At 69.7% G+C, this 22,900-nt stretch carries 17 protein-coding genes and 1 pseudogene; 12 read left to right on the forward strand and 6 right to left on the reverse strand.

Annotated features, from left to right (window positions below):
* Positions 1-2: 2 nt before the first annotated feature.
* Both LPC10_RS19320 and LPC10_RS19325 read right to left on the reverse strand, forming a co-directional pair.
* The gene (locus tag LPC10_RS19320; protein ID WP_003596880.1) at positions 3-2,669 is read right to left on the reverse strand and encodes a PAS domain S-box protein; all 2,667 of its coding nucleotides are present in this window, start codon (positions 2,667-2,669) and stop codon (positions 3-5) included.
* 129 nt (positions 2,670-2,798) lie between these two features.
* Positions 2,799-3,773, reverse strand: a complete 975-nt coding sequence (locus LPC10_RS19325; RefSeq protein ID WP_231343945.1) for a sensor histidine kinase — start codon at positions 3,771-3,773, stop codon at positions 2,799-2,801.
* Positions 3,774-4,262: 489 nt separating this feature from the next.
* On the opposite strand from LPC10_RS19325, the gene LPC10_RS19330 reads away from it, so the two are divergent.
* The 7 genes from LPC10_RS19330 to LPC10_RS19360 all read left to right on the forward strand — a co-directional run bounded on the left by LPC10_RS19330 (position 4,263) and on the right by LPC10_RS19360 (position 15,082).
* A complete protein-coding gene (locus tag LPC10_RS19330; RefSeq protein WP_003602908.1) occupies positions 4,263-4,496 on the forward strand; it encodes a hypothetical protein in 234 nt (77 codons plus the stop codon).
* A 1,107-nt stretch (positions 4,497-5,603) separates the two neighbouring features.
* On the forward strand, positions 5,604-8,891 hold the full coding sequence (locus LPC10_RS19335) for a PAS domain-containing protein (RefSeq protein WP_003602906.1): 3,288 nt from the start codon (positions 5,604-5,606) through the stop codon (positions 8,889-8,891).
* Positions 8,892-9,039: 148 nt separating this feature from the next.
* A complete protein-coding gene (locus LPC10_RS19340) occupies positions 9,040-9,459 on the forward strand; it encodes a hypothetical protein (RefSeq protein ID WP_003602905.1) in 420 nt (139 codons plus the stop codon).
* An 80-nt stretch (positions 9,460-9,539) separates the two neighbouring features.
* Positions 9,540-9,935: a FixH family protein gene (locus LPC10_RS19345; RefSeq protein WP_003602904.1), complete on the forward strand. Its 396-nt coding sequence runs from the start codon at positions 9,540-9,542 to the stop codon at positions 9,933-9,935.
* Entirely contained in the window at positions 9,932-11,416 is a 1,485-nt protein-coding gene (locus tag LPC10_RS19350) for an efflux RND transporter periplasmic adaptor subunit (RefSeq protein WP_003602903.1), read from the forward strand. Before LPC10_RS19345 ends, LPC10_RS19350 begins: the two co-directional genes overlap by 4 nt.
* Positions 11,413-14,586 carry an efflux RND transporter permease subunit gene (locus LPC10_RS19355; protein WP_003602902.1) on the forward strand — a complete coding sequence of 1,058 codons (3,174 nt, stop codon included), beginning with the start codon at positions 11,413-11,415 and terminating at the stop codon, positions 14,584-14,586. Before LPC10_RS19350 ends, LPC10_RS19355 begins: the two co-directional genes overlap by 4 nt.
* 19 nt (positions 14,587-14,605) lie before the next feature.
* Entirely contained in the window at positions 14,606-15,082 is a 477-nt protein-coding gene (locus LPC10_RS19360) for a DUF411 domain-containing protein (protein ID WP_026105495.1), read from the forward strand.
* Positions 15,083-15,095: 13 nt separating this feature from the next.
* Here the strand turns inward: LPC10_RS19360 and LPC10_RS19365 are convergent, their stop codons facing one another.
* Positions 15,096-15,836 carry an NYN domain-containing protein gene (locus tag LPC10_RS19365; protein ID WP_003602898.1) on the reverse strand — a complete coding sequence of 247 codons (741 nt, stop codon included), beginning with the start codon at positions 15,834-15,836 and terminating at the stop codon, positions 15,096-15,098.
* Between the two features lie 272 nt (positions 15,837-16,108).
* Here LPC10_RS19365 and LPC10_RS19370 point away from each other — a divergent pair, with 272 nt between their 5' ends.
* The gene (locus tag LPC10_RS19370) at positions 16,109-16,297 is read left to right on the forward strand and encodes a hypothetical protein (RefSeq protein ID WP_231343946.1); all 189 of its coding nucleotides are present in this window, start codon (positions 16,109-16,111) and stop codon (positions 16,295-16,297) included.
* 18 nt (positions 16,298-16,315) lie between these two features.
* On the opposite strand, the gene LPC10_RS19375 is transcribed toward LPC10_RS19370, so the two are convergent.
* Positions 16,316-16,717: a helix-turn-helix domain-containing protein gene (locus LPC10_RS19375; protein ID WP_003602894.1), complete on the reverse strand. Its 402-nt coding sequence runs from the start codon at positions 16,715-16,717 to the stop codon at positions 16,316-16,318.
* A gap of 100 nt (positions 16,718-16,817) precedes the next feature.
* On the opposite strand from LPC10_RS19375, the gene LPC10_RS19380 reads away from it, so the two are divergent.
* The 4 genes from LPC10_RS19380 to LPC10_RS19395 all read left to right on the forward strand — a co-directional run bounded on the left by LPC10_RS19380 (position 16,818) and on the right by LPC10_RS19395 (position 21,440).
* A complete protein-coding gene (locus LPC10_RS19380) occupies positions 16,818-19,013 on the forward strand; it encodes a heavy metal translocating P-type ATPase (protein ID WP_012455882.1) in 2,196 nt (731 codons plus the stop codon).
* The gene (gene lspA, locus LPC10_RS19385) at positions 19,013-19,525 is read left to right on the forward strand and encodes a signal peptidase II (RefSeq protein ID WP_012455883.1); all 513 of its coding nucleotides are present in this window, start codon (positions 19,013-19,015) and stop codon (positions 19,523-19,525) included. The genes LPC10_RS19380 and lspA overlap by 1 nt, the downstream gene beginning before the upstream one ends.
* Positions 19,526-19,613: 88 nt before the next feature.
* Positions 19,614-20,681 (forward strand): murein L,D-transpeptidase family protein, encoded by a 1,068-nt coding sequence (locus tag LPC10_RS19390; protein ID WP_017484336.1) that lies wholly within the window; start codon positions 19,614-19,616, stop codon positions 20,679-20,681.
* A gap of 36 nt (positions 20,682-20,717) precedes the next feature.
* Entirely contained in the window at positions 20,718-21,440 is a 723-nt protein-coding gene (locus tag LPC10_RS19395; protein WP_003596964.1) for a cytochrome c biogenesis CcdA family protein, read from the forward strand.
* A gap of 127 nt (positions 21,441-21,567) precedes the next feature.
* On the opposite strand, the gene LPC10_RS19400 is transcribed toward LPC10_RS19395, so the two are convergent.
* Positions 21,568-21,891, reverse strand: coding sequence for a YnfA family protein (locus LPC10_RS19400; RefSeq protein WP_003596966.1), 324 nt, complete (start codon positions 21,889-21,891; stop codon positions 21,568-21,570).
* 90 nt (positions 21,892-21,981) lie between these two features.
* Positions 21,982-22,900: pseudogene (locus LPC10_RS25725) on the reverse strand (efflux RND transporter permease subunit).

Below are 22,900 nucleotides of genomic sequence, written 5' to 3' on the forward strand. Positions count from 1 at the left end.
GCTCAAATGGCTCGGCCGTGCTGCCGGATCACCCGGTTCAGGGTGCGCCCGAGTTGGTCGGCGGCGTAGGGCTTGTGCAGCAGCTCGAAGCCGTCACCACCTCCCTGGGCCAGCGCATCGCTGTAGCCGGACGCCAGGACGACCGGCAGGCCGGGGAGCCGCCCGCGCAACAGCTTGGCCATGGCGAGGCCGCCCATGCCGGGCATGACCACGTCCGAGAACACGACGTGGAAGCCGGCGCCATCCGGGCCGAGCCGGTCGAGGGCCTCCTCGGCGTTCGCCGCCCAGTCCGTCGCGAAGCCCAAGTCCTGGAGGATCTGCGTGGCGAATCGCCCGACCTCGACGTTGTCCTCCACGACCAGCACGCGCCGCCCGGCTCCGGACGAGGTGGCCTCGTCTCCCGTTTCATGTCTGCCCGGCTCCGGGGCGGCCTCGATCTCGGGCAGGTACAGCGTGAACGTGGTCCCACGCCCCGGAGCGCTCTCCACGTTCACGTCGCCGCCCGATTGCTTGGCGAAGCCGAACACCTGGCTCAGGCCCAACCCCGTTCCCTTGCCGACTTCCTTCGTGGTGTAGAACGGCTCGAAGATGCGTCCGAGGAGCTCCGGGGCGATGCCCGTGCCCGTGTCCGACAGCGAGACCGCCGCGAACGGCGCCGGGCTGCCGCCGTGACCGCGGATCGAAGGCATCCCCTGCGAGCAGGACAGCCGCAGCGTCAGCGTGCCCTCGCCGTCCATAGCGTCGCGGGCATTCACCGCCATGTTGATGACGGCCGTCTCGAACTGGCTCACGTCGGCCAGGACGTGACAGGGACGCTCGGGCAACTCGGTCAGCACGCGGATGCGCGAACCGGTCACCGTGTCGAGCATGTCGGCCACGCTTTTCAGACGGGCGCCGGCCTCGAACACCTCGGGCTTGAGCGCCTGCCTTCGGGCGAAGGCCAGGAGTTGCCCGGTCAGCTTGGTGGCGCGCTCCACCGTGTCCGAGACCGCGTCCATGTAGCGCCTTCGCCTGTCGTCCGGCAGGTCGGGTCGCCGCAGGAAGTCGACAGAGGACCGGATGATGGTCAGGAGGTTGTTGAAGTCGTGGGCCACGCCCCCGGTCAGCTGGCCGACCGCCTCCAGCTTCTGCGACTGCCGGAGCGCCGCCTCCGCCTCGCCCAGGCGGGCGGTGCGCTCCTCGACCCGCTGCTCAAGCGTCGCGTTCAGGGCCGCGAGCTGCCCCGCCGCCTCGCGCAGGGCGGCGTCGGCGCGCACGCGCTCGATATGCGCCCAGCAGCGCTCCGTCACCTCGCGGAGAACCGCAAGGTCGTCGCCCGACCAAGCCCGCGCCACCCGGTCGTGGATGGCCATCATGGCCGTCAGGCGCCCGTCCTTGACCAGGGGCATGCAGGCTACCGCCGCGACACCAACGGCCTGGAAGGAGGCAGCGTCCGCAGCCGGCAGTTCAGACCGGACGTCGCCGACGACGAGCAACTCGCCCGAACGAAGGCAGGTCGCGGCCAGCGTGCCGAAATCGGTGAGGCGGTAGCGCCCGACGATGCTCGGCGAGCCCTCCGCCGACCAATCCCCGCGGATGGTCAGGCCTTCCCCGTCCGGGTCCATGTCGGCGTAGGCGCAGTTCGAGAGACGCAGATGGCCCGCCACCATGCGCGTCGTCACCGACAGGATGCCCTCGGCATCTGTGTTCCCGGCGGTCTCCGTGCCGAGTGCGTCGAGGAAGCGCAGCCTTGCCTCGTTGGCTTGCCGGACCTCCTCGGCTCGCCGCCGCGCCGTGATGTCGATGGCCGTGCCGAGCGCCCGGACGCACGCTCCTCTCGCGTCGAACAGGCCCTTGCCCTTGGCCGCGACCCAGCGGACGACGCCATCCTCCTTTCCGACCGTGCGGTACTCGACGTCGTAGGTCGCGCGCCGCGCCGGGTCGAGCGCCGAGGCGAAGGCCGCGCTCGTCACCTCCAGGTCGTCCGGATGCAGCCCGGCATAGAAGTCGGCCATGCTGCAGGGCACGCCCGGCGAGATGCCGAACATCGCCTTGGTACGATCCGACCAGGTCAGCACGTCGGTGGTCAGGTCGAGGTCCCAGGTCCCCACCTCGGCGGCCTCGGTCGCGAGCCGCAGGGATTCCTCGCTGAAGGCCAGCCGCTCCAGGTTGGCCCGCCGCTCGGCCGTCAACGCCGCGTTCTCGTCCTCCAGCACGACGAGGCGCTCACGCTCGACCGTCACGTCCAACTGGCTGGCGAAGAAGTATGCGAGATCGCCGCCCGCGTCGTTGACCGGCGCCAGCAGCAGCCGGTTCCAGAACGGTGTTCCGTCCTTCTTGTGGTTGCGGATGTCGATCTCGATGGACCGGGGCGCGACGATGGCCTCGCGGATCAGGCGGACTGTCTCCGGGTCGGTCTCAGGGCCCTGCAGGAAGCGGCAATTGCGCCCGAGGATCTCCTCCCGCGCATAACCGGTCAGGCGGCAGAAGGCATCGTTGACGAAGACGATGGGATTGTCCGGCCGGCGCGGATTGGTGATGACCATCGGCATGCGCGTTGCCCGCACGGCAGCGGGGAACGGGTCGGTCCCGCCATCAATTCCGGCGAGTTCGGCCTCGATCCTGGCTTGGTCGCGTCGGAGCCGCTCAGGCGTCGCGCGGTATGGGGGTGGCTTGACCGTGTCGTCCATCAGGCTTCGGTTCTAGCAGCCGTTGCCACAATTCGCAGCGGGGTCGGGCGCGGCGGTCGCCGGACCCGCCAAGTCGCCCGGTGAAATTTTCACAACCGAGCGACCCCGAAGGCGAGGCGCCCGACCGGACTACGCCAGGACGGAGGCCGGCAGCCTTACCGTCACGGTCGTCCCGCCCGCGCCGCTTGCCATCGCGAGCGTTCCGTTGAGCTGGCGGACGAACGCCTCGACGAACCGGGATCCAAGGCCGGAACCCGGGCCGCTGGTCGCGTCCAGCCCGATGCCGTCGTCGGCGACCGTGAGCACCGCCTCACCGTCCCGGCGCCTGAACCCGAGGAGGATGCGGCCCCCTCCGGACGGAAACGCGTACTTCACCGCGTTGGTGGCGAGTTCGTTGACGATCAACCCGACCGTGACCGCCTGGTCGGCGACGATGGACAGCGGTTCCGCCTCGACGTCGACGGCGATGCGGGCCTCGGCGCCGAGCAGGCTGGAACGCAGGCTTCCGGCGATGCCCTCCAGATATGGCCCCATCGCCACCGGGCCGAGCGTCGAGGAGCGGGAGATCACGTCGTAGAGCTCGGCCACGGCGCCGATGCGGCCCTGCATCGCGCGGTAGCCCTCGACGCAGGGTTCGGCCGCCCGGCGGATTTCGTACGAGACGAACGAGGTGATGATCTGCAGGCTGTTCTTGATGCGATGGGCGAGCTCGGCGGCGAGAAGGTCGCGGTGCCTCTCCAGCATTCGCGCCTCGGTCACGTCCTCGAAGACCAGGAGCAGCCGAGTGATATGGTTGCCGGGACGGTGGACCTTGCGGGCGTTGAGCTTGAAGATGCGCCGACCGAGTCCCGGGAACTCGTCCTCGACCTCGAAGCCGTCGATGGCCATGTCGTCGGGCACGATCCGCCCGAGCAGATCCTGGAGCCGCCCGACCCGCCACTGGCCTTGCGACAGGTCGTAGAGCGACGTGCCGACCACAGTCCCAACGTCGAGGCCGAACATGCGCAGGAAGGAGCGGCTGGCACTGACCACTGTCATGTCGGCTTCGAGGACCACCAGCGGGTCTCGAACCGTGTCGACGATGCCCTGGGCGAGAAGTCGCAAGATTATCCCGGGCAACCTAACAGGGCGCCGCCGCTTGCGGCAATGGCACAGGCTCCAAGCCATTGTGCCGCAGTCCCGACGACCGCGCCCCGATGCTTTGCGGGTGGCGGACCAGCATCCCAGGCGCCGTTGCCGGGGGTCCCTCTGGACGACGGCCTCGGCGAGGTTCGGCGCACGCTGGCGGCCACCAGCACCGCGAGCTCGATCACGCGCACGGCGTCGAGGACCGACATCAACACGACCGCACGGTGGTGCGCGAGTGTCACCGCCACGGCGACGCCCGCAAGCGCGCCATCGTGGAGGAGCACGGCCACCGTGTAGCGGAACGTCGACCCGGGGCCGGGACGGCGGCATCGGCGGGCGGCCCAGTCCCACGCTCCTCGAAAGGTCGGCGAACCCAGCGTGACGGTTGCCTGAACGGCGGTTTCAGAACGCATTCAACGGCGGCGGCGCAACCTGCCGTTATACGAATCCCCGGAGGATACAGCGATGCGGCGACACCTTGCAGGCTTGATGGCCGCGGCCATCGTCATCGCGCCGGCCGCGGCCTCGGCCCAATATTACGAGCGCGGCTATGGCGAACGGCGGCCGCACGATCATGTCGAGGTCTACCGTCACGGCGACCATGACGACGTCGTAGTCCGGCACCATCACACGCGCCGCGACGAATACGAGCCGCGCCGGTTCGAGCGGCACCATCACCACCACGACTTCGACGACTGAGGTCGCAGGCCGGAATTGGGGGCGGCGCATGGGGAGTAACGTGCGCGGGAGGCTTCGCGGGCGCGTACCCGATGCCCGCGGCCAGGCGCGAAAACCCGCGAGTTCGGGTAGCATCCGCATGTCCGCACCGCCTGCTTGGACGGGCCGCCCGGAGAACTCCTATCTCCTGCCGGGCATTTCGTGCCTGTACCCGTGCGCATGCCAGTCGTTGTCCGCGTGCGCGGGCTTGCCGTCGGGCACCTTCTCCCCCGCCGGAGCGCGAGCCGTTGCGGTGGGTTGGTCCGCCGGACACGGCTCCGGTGTTCAGGACCGTTCGCTTGAAGTTCGGGACGTTGCCATGCACGTCCAAGATGAAGGCAGGATCCTCGGCGGCCTCCTGCATCCCGGGGGAGAGCAGCCGCGACCGTCCGCTTCAACTGTCCGCCATCCGGCGGCAACCGCATCGGTCAATTCGAACAACGAGGTAACCACGCCGTTAGTGGCTGGATCGCTGGGTCCGCGACGAGATGTGTCCGCGACCGGACACCCGGCCGAGGAAGGTGGACATCGGCCGGCAATTCGCCCTCCGGGCCGGTCGCCAGGGCGACGCGCACTTACGAGTGTAGCGCGCGCCAACTCGGTGGTTCTCCAGCACGCGTCGGGGGGCGGCCAGGCGCACTGTCGCCAGCACCTGGTCGCCGCCCGTATGCGGCATCCCGAAAGGGAGCTTCGAAGCTGCGGAGTTCGAGCCTGACCTGAGTGGCCTGCCGCGTTCCGAGACGGGGCCGCCATAGGTCGGGGACGGACGGCGCAAGCTCCGTCGGAACGCCGGGTGGGACAAAACGGGAGACATCCCGACCAGCCAAACGTGTTAAGCCGCTGCCATGCCCGCCAAGCGCTCGCGTCATACCTCCCTGGTCGTGCCCGTCGCCGGATGGTCGAAAAGCCAAGCCACCCAAAGTAAGCACACCTCGGCCAGCGAGTTCACCCGCGCTTCGATGCGCGTGAAAGCCCGGCACGAGGCTCACACGGTAGGTCAGGTCCCGTGGTCGACACGGTCTCCGCTAGCGCAAGGGCAAGCCTGATCCGATGACCCAGGCTCCGGGCTTCCTGGCAGGAGGGGGCAACATGGGCGCGCGGATGCGCGCCCACGATTGGGCGTCGACGTTCCTCGGGCCGGCGGACCGGTGGCCGCAAGCCTTCGTGACGCTGTTGCGAGTGATGCTCAGCTCGCGCCAGCCGATGTTCCTGTGCTGGGGTCCCGAGCGTACGCTCGTCTACAACGACGCCTACGCCCCCATGCTCGGCGCCCGGCATCCCGATGCCCTCGGTCGCCCGTTCTTCGATGTCTGGCCCGAGGTCCGCATCGAGGTCGGGGTCCTGATGGATCGGGTGTATGCCGGCGACCCGGTGCACATGGACGACCTCCAGCTCACCTTGCACAGGAACGGCTACCCCGAGGAAACGCACTTCTCGTTCTCCTACACGCCCGTCCCGGACGACAGAAACACGGTCGCGGGGCTGTTCTGTGCCTGTACCGAGATCACCAAGCAGGTCCTGGCCGAGCGCCGCCTGTCGGCCGAGCGCGAGCGCTTCGCCAGCCTCTTCGAGCAGACCCCGACGTTCATGACCGTGCTGCGCGGCAGGGAGCATCGGTTCGAACTGGCCAATCCCCGCTACCTGAAGCTCGTCGGCCACCGGGACGTCGTAGGCAGGACGGTCGCGGAAGCCCTGCCCGACGCGGTCGAGCAAGGGTTCCTGGAAATTCTCGACCAGGTCTACGACAGCGGCGTGCCGCAGACGTTCCATGGCATCCGCTACGCCGTGCAGGCGGTGCCGGGCGGCCCGCATGACGAGCGCTTCGTCGACGTCGTCTACCAACCGATCCGGGATGTCGACGGTACGGTCGGGGGTATCTTCATCGAGGGCGCGGACGTCACCGACCGTGCGCGGGCGGAGACGCGGCGCGAGGCGCTGGTGCGGATCACCGACCGGTTCAATGAGCTCACGAGGGCGGACGACATCGCTTTCGCGGCCTCGCAGGTCCTCGGCGAGACGTTGGCGGTCAGCCGTGTGGGATACGGCACCATCGACCCCGACGCCGAGACGCTCCACGTCGAGCGCGACTGGAACGCACCGGGCGTCGAGACCCTCGCCGGCGTCGTGCCGCTGCGGACCTACGGGTCGTTCATCGACAGCCTGAAGCGCGGCGAGTTCGTCAGCATCGCGGACGTCGAGCGCGACGATAGGACGGCGGGCGCGGCGGAGGCCTCGAAGGGGCGCGGCGCGCACGCCTTCGTCAACGTGCCGGTGCTCGAACAGGGTCGGCTCGTGGCCGCCCTCTTCGTCAACCATGCCGAGGTGCGGGACTGGGCGCCGGACGACCTGGCCTTCATCCGGGAAGTCGCGGGCAGGACCCGCATCGCGGTTGAGCGGAGCCGTGTCGAGACGGCCTTGCGCGACCTCAACGCCGACCTCGAACGGCAGGTCGCCGAACGGTCACGCGAGTTGAGCCGGACTTGGCAGGTCTCCACGGACCTCCTGGGCATCGCCGACGACGCCGGATTCTTCGTCCGGACCAACCCGGCCTGGAAGTCGCTGCTGGGCTGGAGCGATGCGGAGGCCGCACGCATCCCCTTCGTCGAGCTGGTCCACCCCGACGACGTCAGGGCCACCCACGCCGCGCTGGATCGGCTACGGGCCGGGGAGGCGGTCCTCCGCTTCGAGAACCGCTGCCGCACCACCGCCGGTGGGTACCGCTGGCTAGCCTGGGTCGCGGTCCCCGAGGGCGGGCAATTCTACTGCAGCGCGCGGGACGTGACGGAGGAGAGGGAGCATGCCGCGACCCTCGCCGAGCGTACCGCCGAGCGCGACCGGCTCTGGAACCTGTCCGAGGACATGCTGGCCCGCGCCAACTACCAGGGGACGATGTCGGCGGTGAGTCCTGCCTGGACCCAGGTGCTAGGCTGGTCCGAGGCCGAGCTCCTGTCGCGGCCCTACGCGACCTTCATGCATCCCGACGACACGGACCAGACGCTTGCGGCCCTCGTCCGGATGGGCGACACGAAGCGGCCAACCCGGTTCGAGAACCGCATCGCCGCGAGCGACGGGTCGTGGAAGTCCATCGAATGGACCGTGGCGCCCGAGCCGGACGGGCTGCACTTCATCGCCGTCGGTCGCGACCTGAGCGTGGCGAAGGCGCGCGAGGCGGAACTCGCGGCGGCTCAGGAAGCCCTGAGGCAATCGCAGAAGATGGAGGCGGTCGGACAGTTGACCGGCGGCTTGGCGCACGACTTCAACAACCTGCTCGCCGGCATCTCCGGCTCGCTGGAACTGATGCAGACCCGGATGCAACAGGGACGGCTCAGCGATGTCGACCGCTACATGGCGGCCGCGCAGGGCGCCTCGAAGCGCGCGGCCGCCCTGACCCACCGCCTGCTCGCCTTCTCGCGCCGCCAGACCCTGGCCCCCAAGCCCACCGACGTGAACCGCCTCGTCTCCGGCATGCAGGAATTGATCCAGCGTACGGTCGGCCCGGCCATTCCCGTGGAGGTCGTCGGCGCATCCGGGCTGTGGCCTGCGCTGGTGGACCCACCGCAGCTTGAGAACGCGCTGCTCAACCTGTGCATCAACGCGCGTGACGCGATGCCGGACGGCGGGCGCATCACGGTCGAGACCGCCAACAAATGGCTCGACGAGCGGGCCGCACGCCAGCATGACATGCCCGAGGGGCAGTACCTCTCCCTCTGCGTCACCGACACCGGTACCGGCATGCCGCCGGACGTCGTCGCGCGGGTGTTCGAGCCGTTCTTCACCACCAAGCCGCTGGGCGAGGGCACTGGACTCGGCCTCTCGATGATCTACGGCTTCGCCCAGCAGTCCGGCGGGCAGGTGCGTATCTACTCGGAAGTCGGCAGGGGCACGACCGTGTGCGTCTACCTTCCGCGCCACTACGGCGAGATCGCCGAGGACACGGGTGACGAAGTCGCGACGACGCTACCCCGCTCCGAGCAGGGCGAGACCGTCCTCGTCGTGGACGACGAGCCGACGGTCCGCATGCTGGTCAACGACATCCTGGAGGATCTCGGCTACACCGCCATCGAGGCCGCCGACAGCGCCGCGGGCCTCAAGGTGCTGCAGTCGGACGTCCGTATCGACCTTCTGGTGACGGACGTGGGGCTGCCAGGCGGCATGAACGGCCGGCAGATGGCCGATGCCGGCCGCGTCACCCGTCCCGACCTCAAGGTGCTGTTCATCACCGGATACGCCGAGAATTCCATTCTCGGGAACGGCCATCTCGCACCGGGCATGGCGGTCCTGACCAAGCCCTTCGCCGTCGACACGATGTCTGCCCGCATCCGCTCCATGATCGAGGCGTCGGATGCAGGGCCGCTCGGGCGACGCCTGGTTCCCTAGGGCCTGACCCGGGACGACCGTAAGTCAGGCTGCCATCCTGGGCTTGACCTTCCCACCGTGGAAAGCCTTATCCAGGCCACCTGCAGGTCGCTGCGCGCGGGAAACCGGGAGGCTTCATGCGCGCCCTGAAAACTGGCATCCTCGATTCGTGACGTTTTGGCTCGCCCTTCGGCGGCTGCTCCCGCTCATGGCGGTTGTCAGCCTCGCCCTGACGCCGGTGACCGCTTCCGCGGCCGCCGTGGGCATGCGCGCCTCCATGACGGCGCAGGCGCAAGGGTCCCGCGAGGCCATGCCCGGCATGGGCCATGAAGCGATGGGAGGGACCGACATGGCCGGCATGGCCATGGACGACATGCGCTGCTGCCCGCCCGAGAAGCCACTGAACCCGGACTGCGCCAAGGCGGGTTGCCCCCTAAAGGCGCTCTGTAACGCCGGCGTCGCCTCGCTCCTGCCGACCGCGGTCCCCATCCCGAGGCCGGGGGCGACGTGCGCCGCGCCGGCTTGGCCCGAAGCGGCCTCGTTCGCCAGCGTGCACGGCCCCCCGCCGCCAGAGCCTCCCAGAGCCTGACCCGATGCCGCCGGCGCCTGCGCCGGCACGGTGACGCGCGTCCGCGCGTGGCCATCCATCGCATTCAGGAGACGACAAACGTGACCCGGAAATCCTTCTCGCGCGCCCTCTGGGCTGCGCTGTTCGCTGCCGCCCTGACGGGGCCAGCCGTCGCCGACATCAAGGACTACGCGTTCGAGCTCGTGCAGCGTGAGGCGAAGGTCGGCGAGGCCGTCCTGTCCGTCCGCCTCGTCGACAGGCGCACCGGCAAGCCGGTGACCGACGCCGTGATCTTCGCCAAGCGCATCGACATGGCCCCCGACAGCATGGAGGAGATGGTCTCGAAGATCGAGCAGGTCCCCTCGACCGAGCCGGGCGTCTACCGCTTCAGGGCGAAGCTCTCGATGGCGGGAGGCTGGCGCCTGTCGCTCGGGGCCAAGGTCCAGGGCGAGACGGGCACAGTCGAGAACAAGCTCGTCTTCCAGGCCGTCAAATGAGCCGGGCGGGCTGGACGGCCGGTGCCCTCGCCGCGCTGGTGGCAGGGAGCGCCGGCTACGTCGCCGGGCACGGTGGCAATCCCGTGCCGGCGCTCGTCGAGCGCGCGCGGAGCCGGCTCGCCCACCGCCCCCCCGGCGAGCCGGCTCCGGTCACCCCGTCCCCCGCGAAGGCGACCGGGCCGGTCGTCTACTATCGGGACCCGGACGGGAAGCCGGCCTACTCGCTCGCGCCGATGCTGACCGCCGACGGGCGCGTCTTCCGGGCCGTGCGTGCCAGCGAGGACGTGCGATTCGATGACCCGGAGGACGGCGAGGCCATGCCCGCCGACAGGGCCGCGAACGGCATTTCGGGGCAGGGTGCGGCGACGTCCGACGCCCGGCAAGTGCTGTACTACCGCAACCCGATGGGCTTGGCCGACACCTCGCCTGTGCCGAAGAAGGATTCGATGGGGATGGACTACATCCCCGTCTACGCGGGCGAGGACGAGGGCGGCGTCGTGAAGGTGGCGCCGGGCAAGGTCCAGCGCACGGGCGTGCGGACCGAGCTCGCGGAGCGCCGCGTCCTGTCTCTGCCGGTGCGGGCGCCGGGCAGCGTCGAGGAGGACGAGCGCCGCATCTCCGTCATCGCCATGCGCACGGACGCCTTCATCGAGAAGGTCGAGCCGGTCACCACCGGCGACCACGTCCACAAGGGGCAGCCGCTGCTGCGCCTGTTCGCGCCCGAGATCAATGCGGTCGCGGCCCAGTACCTGACCTCCATCGGCTACGAGGGGGGCCGCCGGCGGCTGGAGAACCTTGCCATCCCGCCGGAGGTCATCGACGAGATCGAGCGCACCCATAAGGTACCACCCTCCATCACCTGGTCCTCGCCCCGGGACGGCGTCGTGGTCGAGCGCAACGTCTCGGACGGGATGAAGGCCAAGTCCGGTGACGTCCTGTTCCGCATCGTCGACCACACGCGCGTCTGGGTGCTGGCCGACGTGACCGAGCGCGACCTCGCCGGGGTGGCGGAGGGACAGAGGGCGACGGTGCGGGTGCGGGCCTTCCCGGACCGGACCTTCACCGGGACGGTGACCCGGATCTACCCCCACCTCAACATGGAGACCCGGACCGCCCGCCTGCGCGTCGAGCTGCCGAACCCCGACGGCGCCCTGCGCCCGTCGATGTACGCGGACGTCGAGATCGCGACAGGCGACGCCAAGCCAGTGGTGGCGGTGCCCGACGACGCGGTCATCGACACCGGCGAGCGCCAGGTCGTGCTGCTCGACCACGGCGAGGGGCGCTTCGAGCCGAAGCCGGTGACGGTCGGCCTCCGCGGCCGGGGCTACGTCGAGATCCGCGAGGGGGTCACGGCCGGTGACCGCGTGGTTACCGCGGCGAACTTCCTGATTGACGCCGAGAGCAACCTGAAGGCGGCGCTGCAGGGCATGACCGCGCCCAAGGATGACCAGCAGGCGGCGAGCGCGGGAGGCACGCCGTGATCGCCCGCCTGATCGGCTGGTCGGCCCGCAACCTCGTCCTGGTGCTGATCGGGACCGTGTTCGCGGTGGCGACCGGCGTCCTGGCGCTCAAGACCCTGCCGCTCGACGCCATCCCCGACCTCTCGGACGTGCAGGCCATCGTCTACACCGAATACCCCGGGCAAAGTCCGACGACCGTCGAGGACGTCGTCACCTTCCCCCTCACGACCGCCATGCTGACGGTTCCGAAGGCGAAGGTGGTGCGCGGCTTCTCGTTCTTCGGGGTGTCCTTCGTCTACGTCATCTTCGAGGACGGCACCGACCCGTACTGGGCGCGCTCGCGCGTGCTGGAGTTCCTCAACGGTGCGGCGAGCCGCCTGCCGGTCGGCGTGACGCCGACCCTCGGACCCGACGCGACCGGTGTGGGCTGGGTCTACCAGTACGTCGTCGTCGCGAAGGAACGGACGCTCGCCGAGCTTCGGTCGCTGCAGGATTGGGTCATCCGGTTCGGGGCCTCGCGCGCGGAGGGCGTGGCCGAGGTCGCGGGCGTCGGCGGGTTCGTGAAGCAGTACAACGTCGTCGTGGACCCGAACCGGCTGCGCGCGCAGGGCATCAGCCTCAACAAGCTCCGGGACGCCATCCGGTCGAGCAACGCCGACGTCGGCGGGCGCACGGTCGAGCTGTCCGAGTTCGAGTTCATGGTGCGCGGGCGCGGTTACCTGAAGAGCGTCGCCGATATCGAGAACATCGTGCTCAAGACCGTGGGCGGCACGCCGCTGCGGCTCCGGGACGTCGCCCGGGTCGAGCTCGGGCCGGACGAGCGCCGCGGCATCACCGAGATGAACGGCGAGGGCGAGGTCGCCGGCGGCATCGTCCTGCAGCGCTTCGGCGCCAACGCACTCAACGTCATCGAGGGCGTCAAGGCGAAGCTCGCAGAGGTCGCGAAAAGCCTGCCGGCCGGCACCGAGATCCTGCCGGTCTACGACCGCTCGCAGCTCATCGACGCGGCCATCGACACCCTGCGCCACACGCTGGTCGAGGAGAGCATCGTCGTCTCTCTCGTCTGCATCGTGTTCCTGCTGCACGTGCGCAGCGCGCTCGTGGCCATCCTGATGCTGCCGGTCGGCATCCTGATGGCCTTCGCCGGCATGAGGGCGCTCGGAATCGGCGCCAACATCATGAGCCTGGGCGGCATCGCCATCGCGGTCGGCACCATGGTCGACGCCGCCATCGTGATGATCGAGAACGCCCACAAGCACCTGGAGCGGGCGCCCCCGGGCAAGCCGCGGGTCGAGGTCCTCGTCGAGGCCGCTGCGGAGGTCGGGCCGTCCCTGTTCTTCTCGCTCCTCGTCATCACGATGAGCTTCCTGCCGATCTTCACCCTGGAGAGCCAGGAGGGACGGCTGTTCGGGCCGCTCGCCTTCACCAAGACCTTCGCCATGGCGGCGGCGGCGCTCCTCTCGGTCACGCTGGTGCCGGCCCTGATGGTGCTGTTCGTGCGCGGGCGCATCGTCCCGGAGCACCGCAACCCGCTGAACCGGCTCCTCATCTGGCTGTACCTGCCTCTCATCGCCGGCGTTCTGCGAGCCCGACTCCTCACCATCCTGCTCGCCGTCGGCGTACTGGCCGCGACCGCTTGGCCGGCCCGGCAACTCGGATCCGAGTTCATGCCGGAGCTCGACGAAGGCACGCTGCTCTACATGCCGACGACCCTGCCGGGCATCTCGGTGACCAAGGCCGGCGAGCTCCTCGCCACCCAGGACCGCATCATCAAGAGCTTCCCCGAGGTGGCCTCGGTCTACGGCAAGGCTGGGCGCGCCAACACGGCCACCGACCCCGCGCCGATGGAGATGTTCGAGACGGTCATCGCCTTGAAGCCGAAGGCGGAGTGGCGCCCGGGCGTGACGCTCGCGAGCCTCAAGGCGGAGATGGACGCGGCCCTGCAGTTCCCGGGTGTGTCGAATGCCTGGACGCAGCCGATCCGCGCGCGCATCGACATGCTCTCGACGGGCATCCGCACCCCGGTGGGCGTGAAGGTGCTGGGCACCAACCTCAGGGCGATGGAGGGGGTCGCCCGCCAGGTGGAGACGGTGGTGCGGGCCGTGCCGGGCACGTCGAGCGCCTATGCCGAGCGGGTCATCGGGGGCTACTTCCTCGACATCACGCCGGACCGCGAAGCGCTCGGGCGCTACGGCCTGATGGTCGGGGACGTGCAGGACGTCGTCGCGACGGCCCTGGGTGGGCAGTCCGTGACGAACACGGTCGAGGGCCGCGAGCGCTACACCGTCAATGTGCGCTACCCGCGCGCCTTCCGCTCGGACCCAAGGGCCATCGCGACAGAGGTCCAGGTGCCGCTGCCGACCGGCGGCACGGTGCCGCTCGGTGAGGTGGCGAAGGTCGAGCTCACCCGAGGGCCGACCTCGATCCGCACCGAGAACGGGCATCTCGCGGTCTACCTCTTCGTCGACATCGCCGGGCGAGACCTCGGCGGCTACGTCGCCGAGGCGCGCAAGGCGGTGGCAGACGCGGTGCGGCTTCCCCAGGGCACGACCCTGCAGTGGAGCGGACAGTACGAGTACCTGGAGCGTGCGGAGGCGCGCCTCGCGGTCGTGGTGCCGCTGACGCTGCTGATCGTGTTCCTGCTGCTCTACCTGAACTTCCGGCGCCTGACCGAGACACTCATCGTGATGCTGTCGCTGCCTTTTGCCCTGGTCGGCGGGGTGTGGCTGCTCTGGTGGATGGGCTTCAACCTGTCGGTCGCTGTGGCGGTCGGCTTCATCGCCCTGGCTGGCGTCGCTGCCGAGACCGGGGTGATCATGCTGGTCTACCTCGACCACGCCCTCGACGAGGTCCGCGCCCAGTGCGAGCGCGAGGGACGCCCGCTCGCGCGCCCGGACCTGCGCCGGGCCATCATGGTCGGCGCGGTCGAGCGGGTCCGGCCCAAGATGATGACGGTCGTCGCCATCATGGCGGGCCTGCTGCCCATCCTCTGGAGTACCGGTTCAGGCTCCGAGGTCATGCAGCGCATCGCGGTGCCGATGATCGGCGGGATGGTCTCCTCGACCGTGCTGACCCTGGTGGTCATCCCGGCGGTCTACGCCCTGGTGAAGGGGCGGGGCCTGCCCCCGGCCGGCGCGGTCCGCGAGGGGACGGATGGTGAGGCGATGCGGCTGCCGCAGGCGGCCGAGTGAGAGCGAACGGTAGATGACGATGAGGAGCGATGCGATGCCATCCAGACGTACCGTGCTCGTGGGTTTGGCGGTGGGGCTGATGCTTGGACGGGGCGCCTTGGCGGAGGGGCCGCCGATGGTCGCGGTGACCAAGGACCCGAGCTGCGGCTGCTGCGAGAGATGGGTCACCCACCTGCGCGAGGCCGGCTTCACCGTCACCGTGACCGAGGGCCCGGTGAACCCGCTCAAGATCCGCCTGGGGGTGCCTCGCGAGCTTGCCTCCTGCCACACCGCCCAGGTCGGCGGCTACGTGATCGAGGGGCACGTCCCGGCCGGGGCGATCAAGCGGCTCCTCGCGGAGCGACCCGAGGGAATGGGTCTGGCCGTGCCAGGCATGCCGGTCGGTTCGCCCGGCATGGAGGTCGAGGACATGCAGCCTGATACCTACGACGTCGTCCTGTTTGGGAAGGACGGTCGGTCGACGTTCGCGCGGTACCGCGGCGGGGAACTAACCTGAGGCCACGGCGGATTCAGCGCTCGGGCATCGCCGCCGCCGGCGCGGCCGCCTTCGCCCCCGACTTGGGCGCGGGCTTCGGACGCTGGTCCCACATCACGTAGCCGGCCGGCGGGTCGTACTCGTGCGGGCGCATGACGGAGGCCTGCCCCTCCGCGGTGACGAGCCCCGGGAACAGCGCCCTCTCGATATGCTCCCGGTTAAGCGCGATCTTGTGCGGGGTGTGCGACAGGATGTGCTGCGAGTGGGTCCGGCCCGGGGGGCTGACGCTGACGAGCTTCTTGCCGGGAAAGCGCTTGGCGAACAGCTTGGCTGTCGCCGCCTGGTCCGTATCGGCGGTCAGGAGATATGCAGTATCCATGACGTCCTGTACTGCGTCGTCATAGACGCTAAGCGCGAGATTGATGTCCGTCGCCTTCTCGGTCGGCTTCTGCCAAGTGGAGCCACAGTCCCGGCACTTGGCGTCTTCATGGCTGAAGTGGCCGAGGACGGTCTCAACGCCGACCAGTTTGAGGGCGCGGACCAGGCGCTCGTGGCGGATTTTCTTGCTGTGATCGCCCGGGTAATAGGCCGTGCAGAACACGACGCGAACGAGCTCCTCCGACTGGCGCGAGATGATCGACTCCCCCAGCTTCCAGAAGTTGCACCACTTCAGAAAGGGCTCTCCTAAATCATTGACGGAATGATACAAATTGAAGCCATCGATGTAGAGTGCAGCCCGGATCCTGGATTTTCCCGCTTGACTATCCAGCTCCATGCACTCATATCCGATCCGTCAACGCTGAACGGTGCGCCGTCAGCAACCCATGGGTTCCGGCCCGTGTGAAGCCCACAGGTTCCAACCTGTGGGCTTCTTGGTTTCCGAGGCTGTTCTATCCTGAGTTCGCCTCGCGTAGTACTGTCTTTTTGTCTCTCGCGAGTTGACCGCGCCGGCCCTTCGGGCTTTGGCCGCCGGCATGTTATCCCCGGGCCTCTTAAGGTCGCGGTGGCAAGCCTGCGATGCTCGTCGGGCGGAACGGGGCGGTTCGCGTGGAACGCCATTCCTGGGGCCAGAGGAACGCGGGCCGCCGCCGTCGCATCAGGCCGCACGTCCGGACCGCCGCGCGCCGAGCCTTCGTCGCGATCACGGTCGCTGTCCTCGCCGTCGCGTGCTGCGGGTTCGCGGCCAAGGGGCTGTTCGAGAGCCGAGTGCTGATGATGCCCTACGTCGCTCGCTGACCCCCGCGCCCAGATCGCTCACGCGGGTTCACCCAACGGCGATAGCGCCTCGATGATGCGGCAGTCGGAGACCGACCCGCAGCCGCACTGGCCGATGACCTCGCGGAGTTCCGAGGCGAGCCGGGTCAGGTCGGCCAGCTTGCGCTCCACGTGGGCGAGATGGGCGCGGGCGATGGTGTCGACCTCGCCGCAGGAGCGATCCCGGTCGTCCGCCAAGGCGAGCAGGTCCCGGATCTGCTCCACGGTGAAGCCGAGGGCGCGACCGCGGCGGATGAAGCTCAGCCGGCGCAGGTGTTCGGGCCCGTAGAGCCGGTAGTTGCCGCTCGACCGCGCCGGCGGGGGCAGCAACCCGACCTTCTCGTACCACCGGACCGTTTCGACACGGGTCTGCGTGGCCTCCGCGAGGCTGCCGATGGTCATGGAAGAAGCGCTCCGCACGGCCTTGACCCTGTAGTGACTACAGGGTGCATGTAGGGGGCCTTCCCAGTCCGGACCAGGAGCCCGGCGAACGGAGCGCACCATGAGCCAGGCCGCCGGCGCGGACCGCACATCCTTCCCCACGAACGGTCCGCAGGCCCTGCGCTACAGGGTCAAGGGCATGGACTGCCCGACCTGCGCCGGGAAGATCGAGACCGCCGTCTCCCGGCTGCCGGGCGTCGCGGACGTGCGCGTGAACTACGGCAGCCAAGTCCTCGACCTCGCGCTCGATGAGGCTGCGACGCCGAGGACCGAATTGGAGGGGCGTATCGAGCGCCTGGGCTACGGCGTCGCGCTGCTCCCCACGGCCGCGGACTTAGCCATGGCCCAAGCCTCGGGCGGCGCCCCGCCCGCCGGGACCGCGGAGGAGCCTGAGCCGCCGCTCTGGCGGAGCCGGAAGGCGCGGCTGGGCATCCTGATCGGCGCCCTGTTCGCCGCCGGCTTCCTGGTCGAGCGGATCGCGCCGGGCCTGGCGGGCGAGTACGCCTACTGGCCAGGGGCGCTCGTCGGGCTCGCCTATTACGGCCGCCGCGCGGCCGTGGCGGCGTTGGCCGGCACGCCCTTCTCCATCGAGATGCTGATGTCGGTCGCCACCGCGGGGGCGCTCGCCATCCACGCCGCCGAGGAGGCCGCCATCGTCGTGCTGCTCTTCACGGTCGGCGAGATGCTGGAGGTCGTGGCGGCGGGCCGGGCGCGTGCCGGCATCAAGGCGCTCGCCGCCCTGGTGCCGAAGACCGCCCGCCTCGTCGACGAGGCCAATGGCACCATCCGCGAGGTGGCCGCTGCGTCGCTGGCCATCGGGCAAGTCGTGGTCGTGAGGCCGGGCGACCGTGTGCCTGCCGACGGGGTGATCACCGACGGCGCGTCGAGCCTGGACGAGTCCCCCATCACTGGCGAATCGGTCCCGAAGCCCAAGGAGGTCGGCGACCCGGTCTACGCCGGCAGCGTCAACGCCGATGGCGCGCTCCAGGTCCGGGTCACAAAGACGGCGGCCGACAACACAGTCGCCCGCATCCTGCACCTCGTCGAGGAGGCGCAGGCGTCGAAGTCGCCCACGGCGCGCTTCATCGACCGGTTCAGCGCGGTCTACACGCCCATCGCGTTCGCGTTCGCGGCCGCCGTTGCGGTCGTGCCGCCGCTGCTCGGCGCCGATTGGGGCACCTGGATCTACCGGGGCCTGGCGCTCCTCCTCATCGCCTGCCCCTGCGCGCTGGTGCTCTCGACCCCCGCGGCCATCGCCTCCGGACTGGCCGCCGGTGCGCGACGCGGGCTGCTCGTCAAGGGCGGCGCCGCACTGGAGGTCATCGGGCGGGTGCACACGGTCGCGTTCGACAAGACCGGGACGCTGACCGCCGGACGGCCGCGGGTCTCGGACATCCTGGTCTTCGCCCCGGACGCGTCGGAGCGCTCGCTTCTCGGGTTGGCTGCCGCGGTCGAGAGCGGAAGCGGCCACCCCATCGCCCGGGCCATCCTCGACCGGGCGAGCGCGGACGGGGTGCCGCTGCGCCCGACGCGGGACGCCCGCGCCATCCCCGGCAAGGCGGTGTCGGCCACGGTGATGGGTCAGACGGTGCTCGTCGCCTCCCCACGCCACGCCGCCGAGAGCGCGCGGCTCGGCCCCGAGGCCGAGCGCGCGGTCGCGGACCTGGAAGCCGGCGGCAAGACGGTGGTCATCGTCGTCCGCGGCGCCGAGGCCTTGGGCGCCATCTCGGTCCGGGACGAGCCCCGCGCCGACGCGGCGGCCGGCATCTCGGCCCTGCGGAAGCTCGGCGTCCGCAGCGTGATGCTGACCGGCGACAACCGGCGCACGGGCGAGGCGGTCGCGTCCGAACTCGGGCTCGACGTGAAGGCCGAGCTCCTGCCCCAGGACAAGCTCGCCGAGATCGCGGCCCTGAAGGCGGCGGCTCCGGTGGCGATGGTCGGCGACGGCATTAACGACGCGCCGGCGCTCGCCGCCGCCAGCGTCGGCATCGCGATGGGCGGCGGCACCGACGCGGCCCTGGAAACGGCGGACGCGGCGGTGCTGAACGACCGGGTGGGCGACGTGGCGGCGCTGGTCTCCCTCTCTCGGGCGACCCTGGGCAATATCCGCCAGAACGTCGCGATCGCCCTCGGCCTGAAGGCCGTGTTCCTAATGACGACCGTCGCAGGCATCACCGGCCTCTGGCCGGCCATCCTGGCCGACACCGGCGCGACCGTCCTGGTGACGGCCAACGCGCTCCGTCTCCTGAGGGCCTGATGATCTCCCTGTCAGGGTGGGCCGGCCGGGCGGCGACCGTGGCCGGGGTGGCGGGGGCCGCCGCGGCCATAGACCTCGTCGCCAAGGCGGTGGCCGAGGCGTGGCTGGAGGAAGGCGCCGTCAGGGGCGCACTGCCCTTCGTCGACCTGAGCCTGTCATTCAACTACGGCATCAGCTTCAGCCTGTTCCCGGCGCACGACCCGTCCTCCCTGGCACTGCTCCTCGCCATCCAGGGCACGCTCACCTGCCTCGTGGCCGGCTGGGCCCTGGCCGCGGGCGGCGGGCTCGAACGCCTCGGGCTCGCCGCGATAGCGGGCGGGGCCGCCGGCAACTTCGTCGACCGGCTCATGGACGGCGTCGTCACGGACTACCTCGACCTGCACACCGGCGGCATCCGCTGGTTCACCTTCAATTTGGCGGACGTCTGGATCTCGACAGGCGTGGTGCTGCTGCTCCTCGACGGACTTCCCCTGCGGCGGAGGCATCGCAGCGCCGGGGATCCGATCCCGTAAGCGGCCCGCTTCCGCCGAACCGCAGCCACGGCAACCTGTCATCAACCCTTCGAGCCCAGGCTCGGAGGCCGACCTCGGCGAGGCCGACATGCTGAAGACGACAACGCTCGGTCTGGCCCTCCTCCTGGCGCTGTCCGCCTGCCAGGACGGCCAGTACGCGGCCTCGACGCGCCACCTCGCGCCGATCCCGCCGGCGACCCTGGCCCTGATGTCGGCCAAGGGTGTCTCGCCGGCGGATCCGATCCTGATGCGGGCCTACAAGAAGGAGTCCGAGATCGAGCTCTGGAAGCGCGGCACGGACGGCAAGTACGCCCTCCTGAAGACCTACGCGATGTGCCGCTGGTCGGGTCAGCTGGGGCCCAAGACCCGGGAGGGGGACCGGCAGGCGCCGGAGGGCTTCTACGCGGTGACGCCCGCGTCCATGAACCCGAATTCGAGCCTCTATCTCTCGTTCAATCTCGGGTACCCGAACGAGTACGACCGCTCCCTGGGACGCACCGGCGCGCACCTGATGGTGCACGGCTCGTGCTCGTCGCGGGGCTGCTTCGCGATGACGGACGAGGTGATCTCGGAACTCTATGCCGTGGTGCGGGAGGCCTTCGCGGGCGGCCAGCGCGCCGTCCAGTTCCAGTCCTACCCGTTCCGCATGACGCCGGAGAACTTGGCCCGGCATCGCCAGGACCCGAACATCGCGTTCTGGAGGAACCTCAAGGAGGGGTCCGACCGGTTCGAGGTCACGGGGGCCGAGCAGGGCGTCGGCGTCGCCGATGGCCGATACGTGTTCGATGCCGGCGACGAGGCCACCGCTGGCGCGGTCGCGCGGAGGCAGGCGGATGACGAGCGGCAGGTCGCCGCCCTCGTGGCGAGCGGGACGCCCGCCGTCCGGCTGGTGTACGAGGACGGCGGCCAGCACCGGTCGTTCCGAGAGACCATGGTCGCGGCCGGAGGCGGTCTCGGCGAGGTGAGCCGCCCCGAGGCTCTGGCCGCAGGGCCGCGTGAGGTCGCCGTGCCGGCCGCGGGCCCGGTTGCTCTCGCCGGCAAGCGGGAGCCGGTCCGGGGTGCGGCGGCGCTCAAGCCGGCGGGGCCCGGCGGGACCGAGGCGGAGCGCCAACGCCTTCTCAAGATCTTCGCCGCGGCCGGGGCCGGTCAGGAGTGACGATCCTGCGTCCATCATTCCGCCGGGGCTGAACCGATGGCCATCGACGCCTCAAGCGTGGGCTTCCTGGCGGCCTTCGCGGCCGGCGCCGTGTCGTTCCTATCGCCCTGCGTGCTGCCCCTCGTTCCGGGCTACGTGTCGTACGTCGCGGGGCAGTCGGCCGCCGGCGAGCGCGACAGCCTGCGCACGCTCGGCCTGAGCCTTTGCTTCGTGCTCGGGTTCACGACCGTCTTCGTCGCGTTCGGCGCGGGGGCGAGCGCGCTCGGCTTCGCCCTGCTCGCCCATCGCGAGGCGCTGAACCTCGCCTCGGGCTTGCTGGTGATCCTGTTCGGCCTGTTCACGGCCGGTCTGCTGCGGCCCGCCTGGCTGCAGCGTGAGCTGCGCTGGCACGGCGATCCGCCGGGTCAGGGGCCCGTCGCCGCCTATCTCCTCGGAACGGCCTTCGCCTTCGGATGGACCCCATGCATCGGTCCCGTCCTCGGTGCCATCCTGGCAGTCACGGCCTCCTCGGCCGCGGGCAAGGGCGTCGCCCTGCTCACCGTCTACTCGCTCGGGCTTGGCGTGCCGTTCGTGGCGGCGGCCCTTTTCCTGTCAGGCTTCGTCGCGCGCCTTCGGACCCTACGCTGGTTCGGTCGTGCGCTTCAGCTCGTCGGCGGGGGCGTGATGGTGGCGATGGGGCTGCTGATGGTGACCGACCGCATGAGCGCCGTGGCTTCCCTCCTCGTGGAGGCCTTCCCCGTGCTTGGGCGGATCGGTTGAGGCATGGTCCTCCGCAGGCGTGCTGTTGAGCATGCGACTGCAGGCTGCCACGAGCGTGAGCCGACCCTTGTTGAAGAACAAGATTCGGCACTATCCTGGGTAAGCCGCGCGCATCGCCGCGAGGGCCTCAGGGGCGTGGGCCGAACAGGATCACCGTCATGCCGACGAGGCAGATCGCACCGCCCGTAACGTCCCATCGGTCCGGACGGTAGCCTTCCGCACCCCATAGCCAGAGGATGGCCGCCACGATGTAGATGCCTCCGTAGGCCGCATAAGCCCTGCCTGCCGCCTCGCTCTCGACTAAGGTAAGCAGGTAGGCGAAGAGCGCAAGCGATGCCATGCCGGGGAGCAACCAGAGGGGTGATCTGTCCAGGCGCAGCCAGGCCCAGAACGCGAAGCATCCAACGATTTCGGCGAGGGCCGCGCCCGCATAGGCGAGGAAGGTCGTCATTTCTGAGTGGTCTCGTTGCTCTTGAAGTCTGTCAAGCTTGCAATGCGAGGTCCGCGATCCTGATAGGACTGCCGCTGGTTCGCGTGGTGCTCACGGATACTGTTCGGCGACCTGCCGGAACAGAGCGGCGCCACCGTCGTCCTCGTCATGGCTGACCGGCGCCGTGGCGCGGGCGCCGCCGAAGCGCGCATAGAGGGCCGGAAGTACGACCAGGGTCAGCATGGTGGCGCTGATCAAGCCGCGGATGAACACGGTCGCGAGCGGCTTCTGGACCTCCGTGCCGGTCCCCGCCGCCAGCGTCACCGGGACGAACCCGAGCGAGGGCAACAAGCGCGGTCATGGCGTCCTTCAGGATGGCGATCAGCGCCGGCACGAAGGTCAGCGACAGGACGAAGGCGGCAACGAGCGCGATGATGACGGTCGGCGCCATCGGCTCGAACATCTTGCCCTCGACCCTGGCCACGCCCGGCACGGTCTTGATCTGCGGCCGGACGATCCATTCCTGGAAGGTCCGCAGGTAGGCGGCCTTCTCCAGCTCCGTCCTCAGCCCCAGTCCCTCAGGTGTCAGGTATCTGTCGTCCGATTGCCAGCCCGGTTCGCCTAAACACGACGCCTTCCACGCGTCGGGCGCCGTGTAGCGCACGGTCCACATGAATATCTCGTCGAGGCCGGTCATGATCGGCCCCATATGAGGCTGGAATTCGGACGGCCGCCCCTCGCGCGCCTCGCCTAGGCGCTCCACCAACTGGCGGCGGGCGAAGTAGACCTTGACCTCGTCGGCGAAGACCGCCGTGACCTGGGAGAAGTCGTTACGCGAACGCAAACGGATGTATTCCGAACCCTTGATGCCGGCGAGCGTGGTCTCGACCGGTCAGGTCACCTGCTTCTCGATATCGAAGGGCGAGAGCGTGGGCGCGACGGTGTTGAACAGCACCTGGTTGCTGTTGATATCGGGCACGAAGTCGAGCCAGCCCTGTCGAACGGGGAAGGCGAGGATACGGGAGATCAG

It is taken from the genome of Methylorubrum sp. B1-46, from assembly GCF_021117295.1.
Classification (GTDB): Bacteria; Pseudomonadota; Alphaproteobacteria; order Rhizobiales; family Beijerinckiaceae; genus Methylobacterium.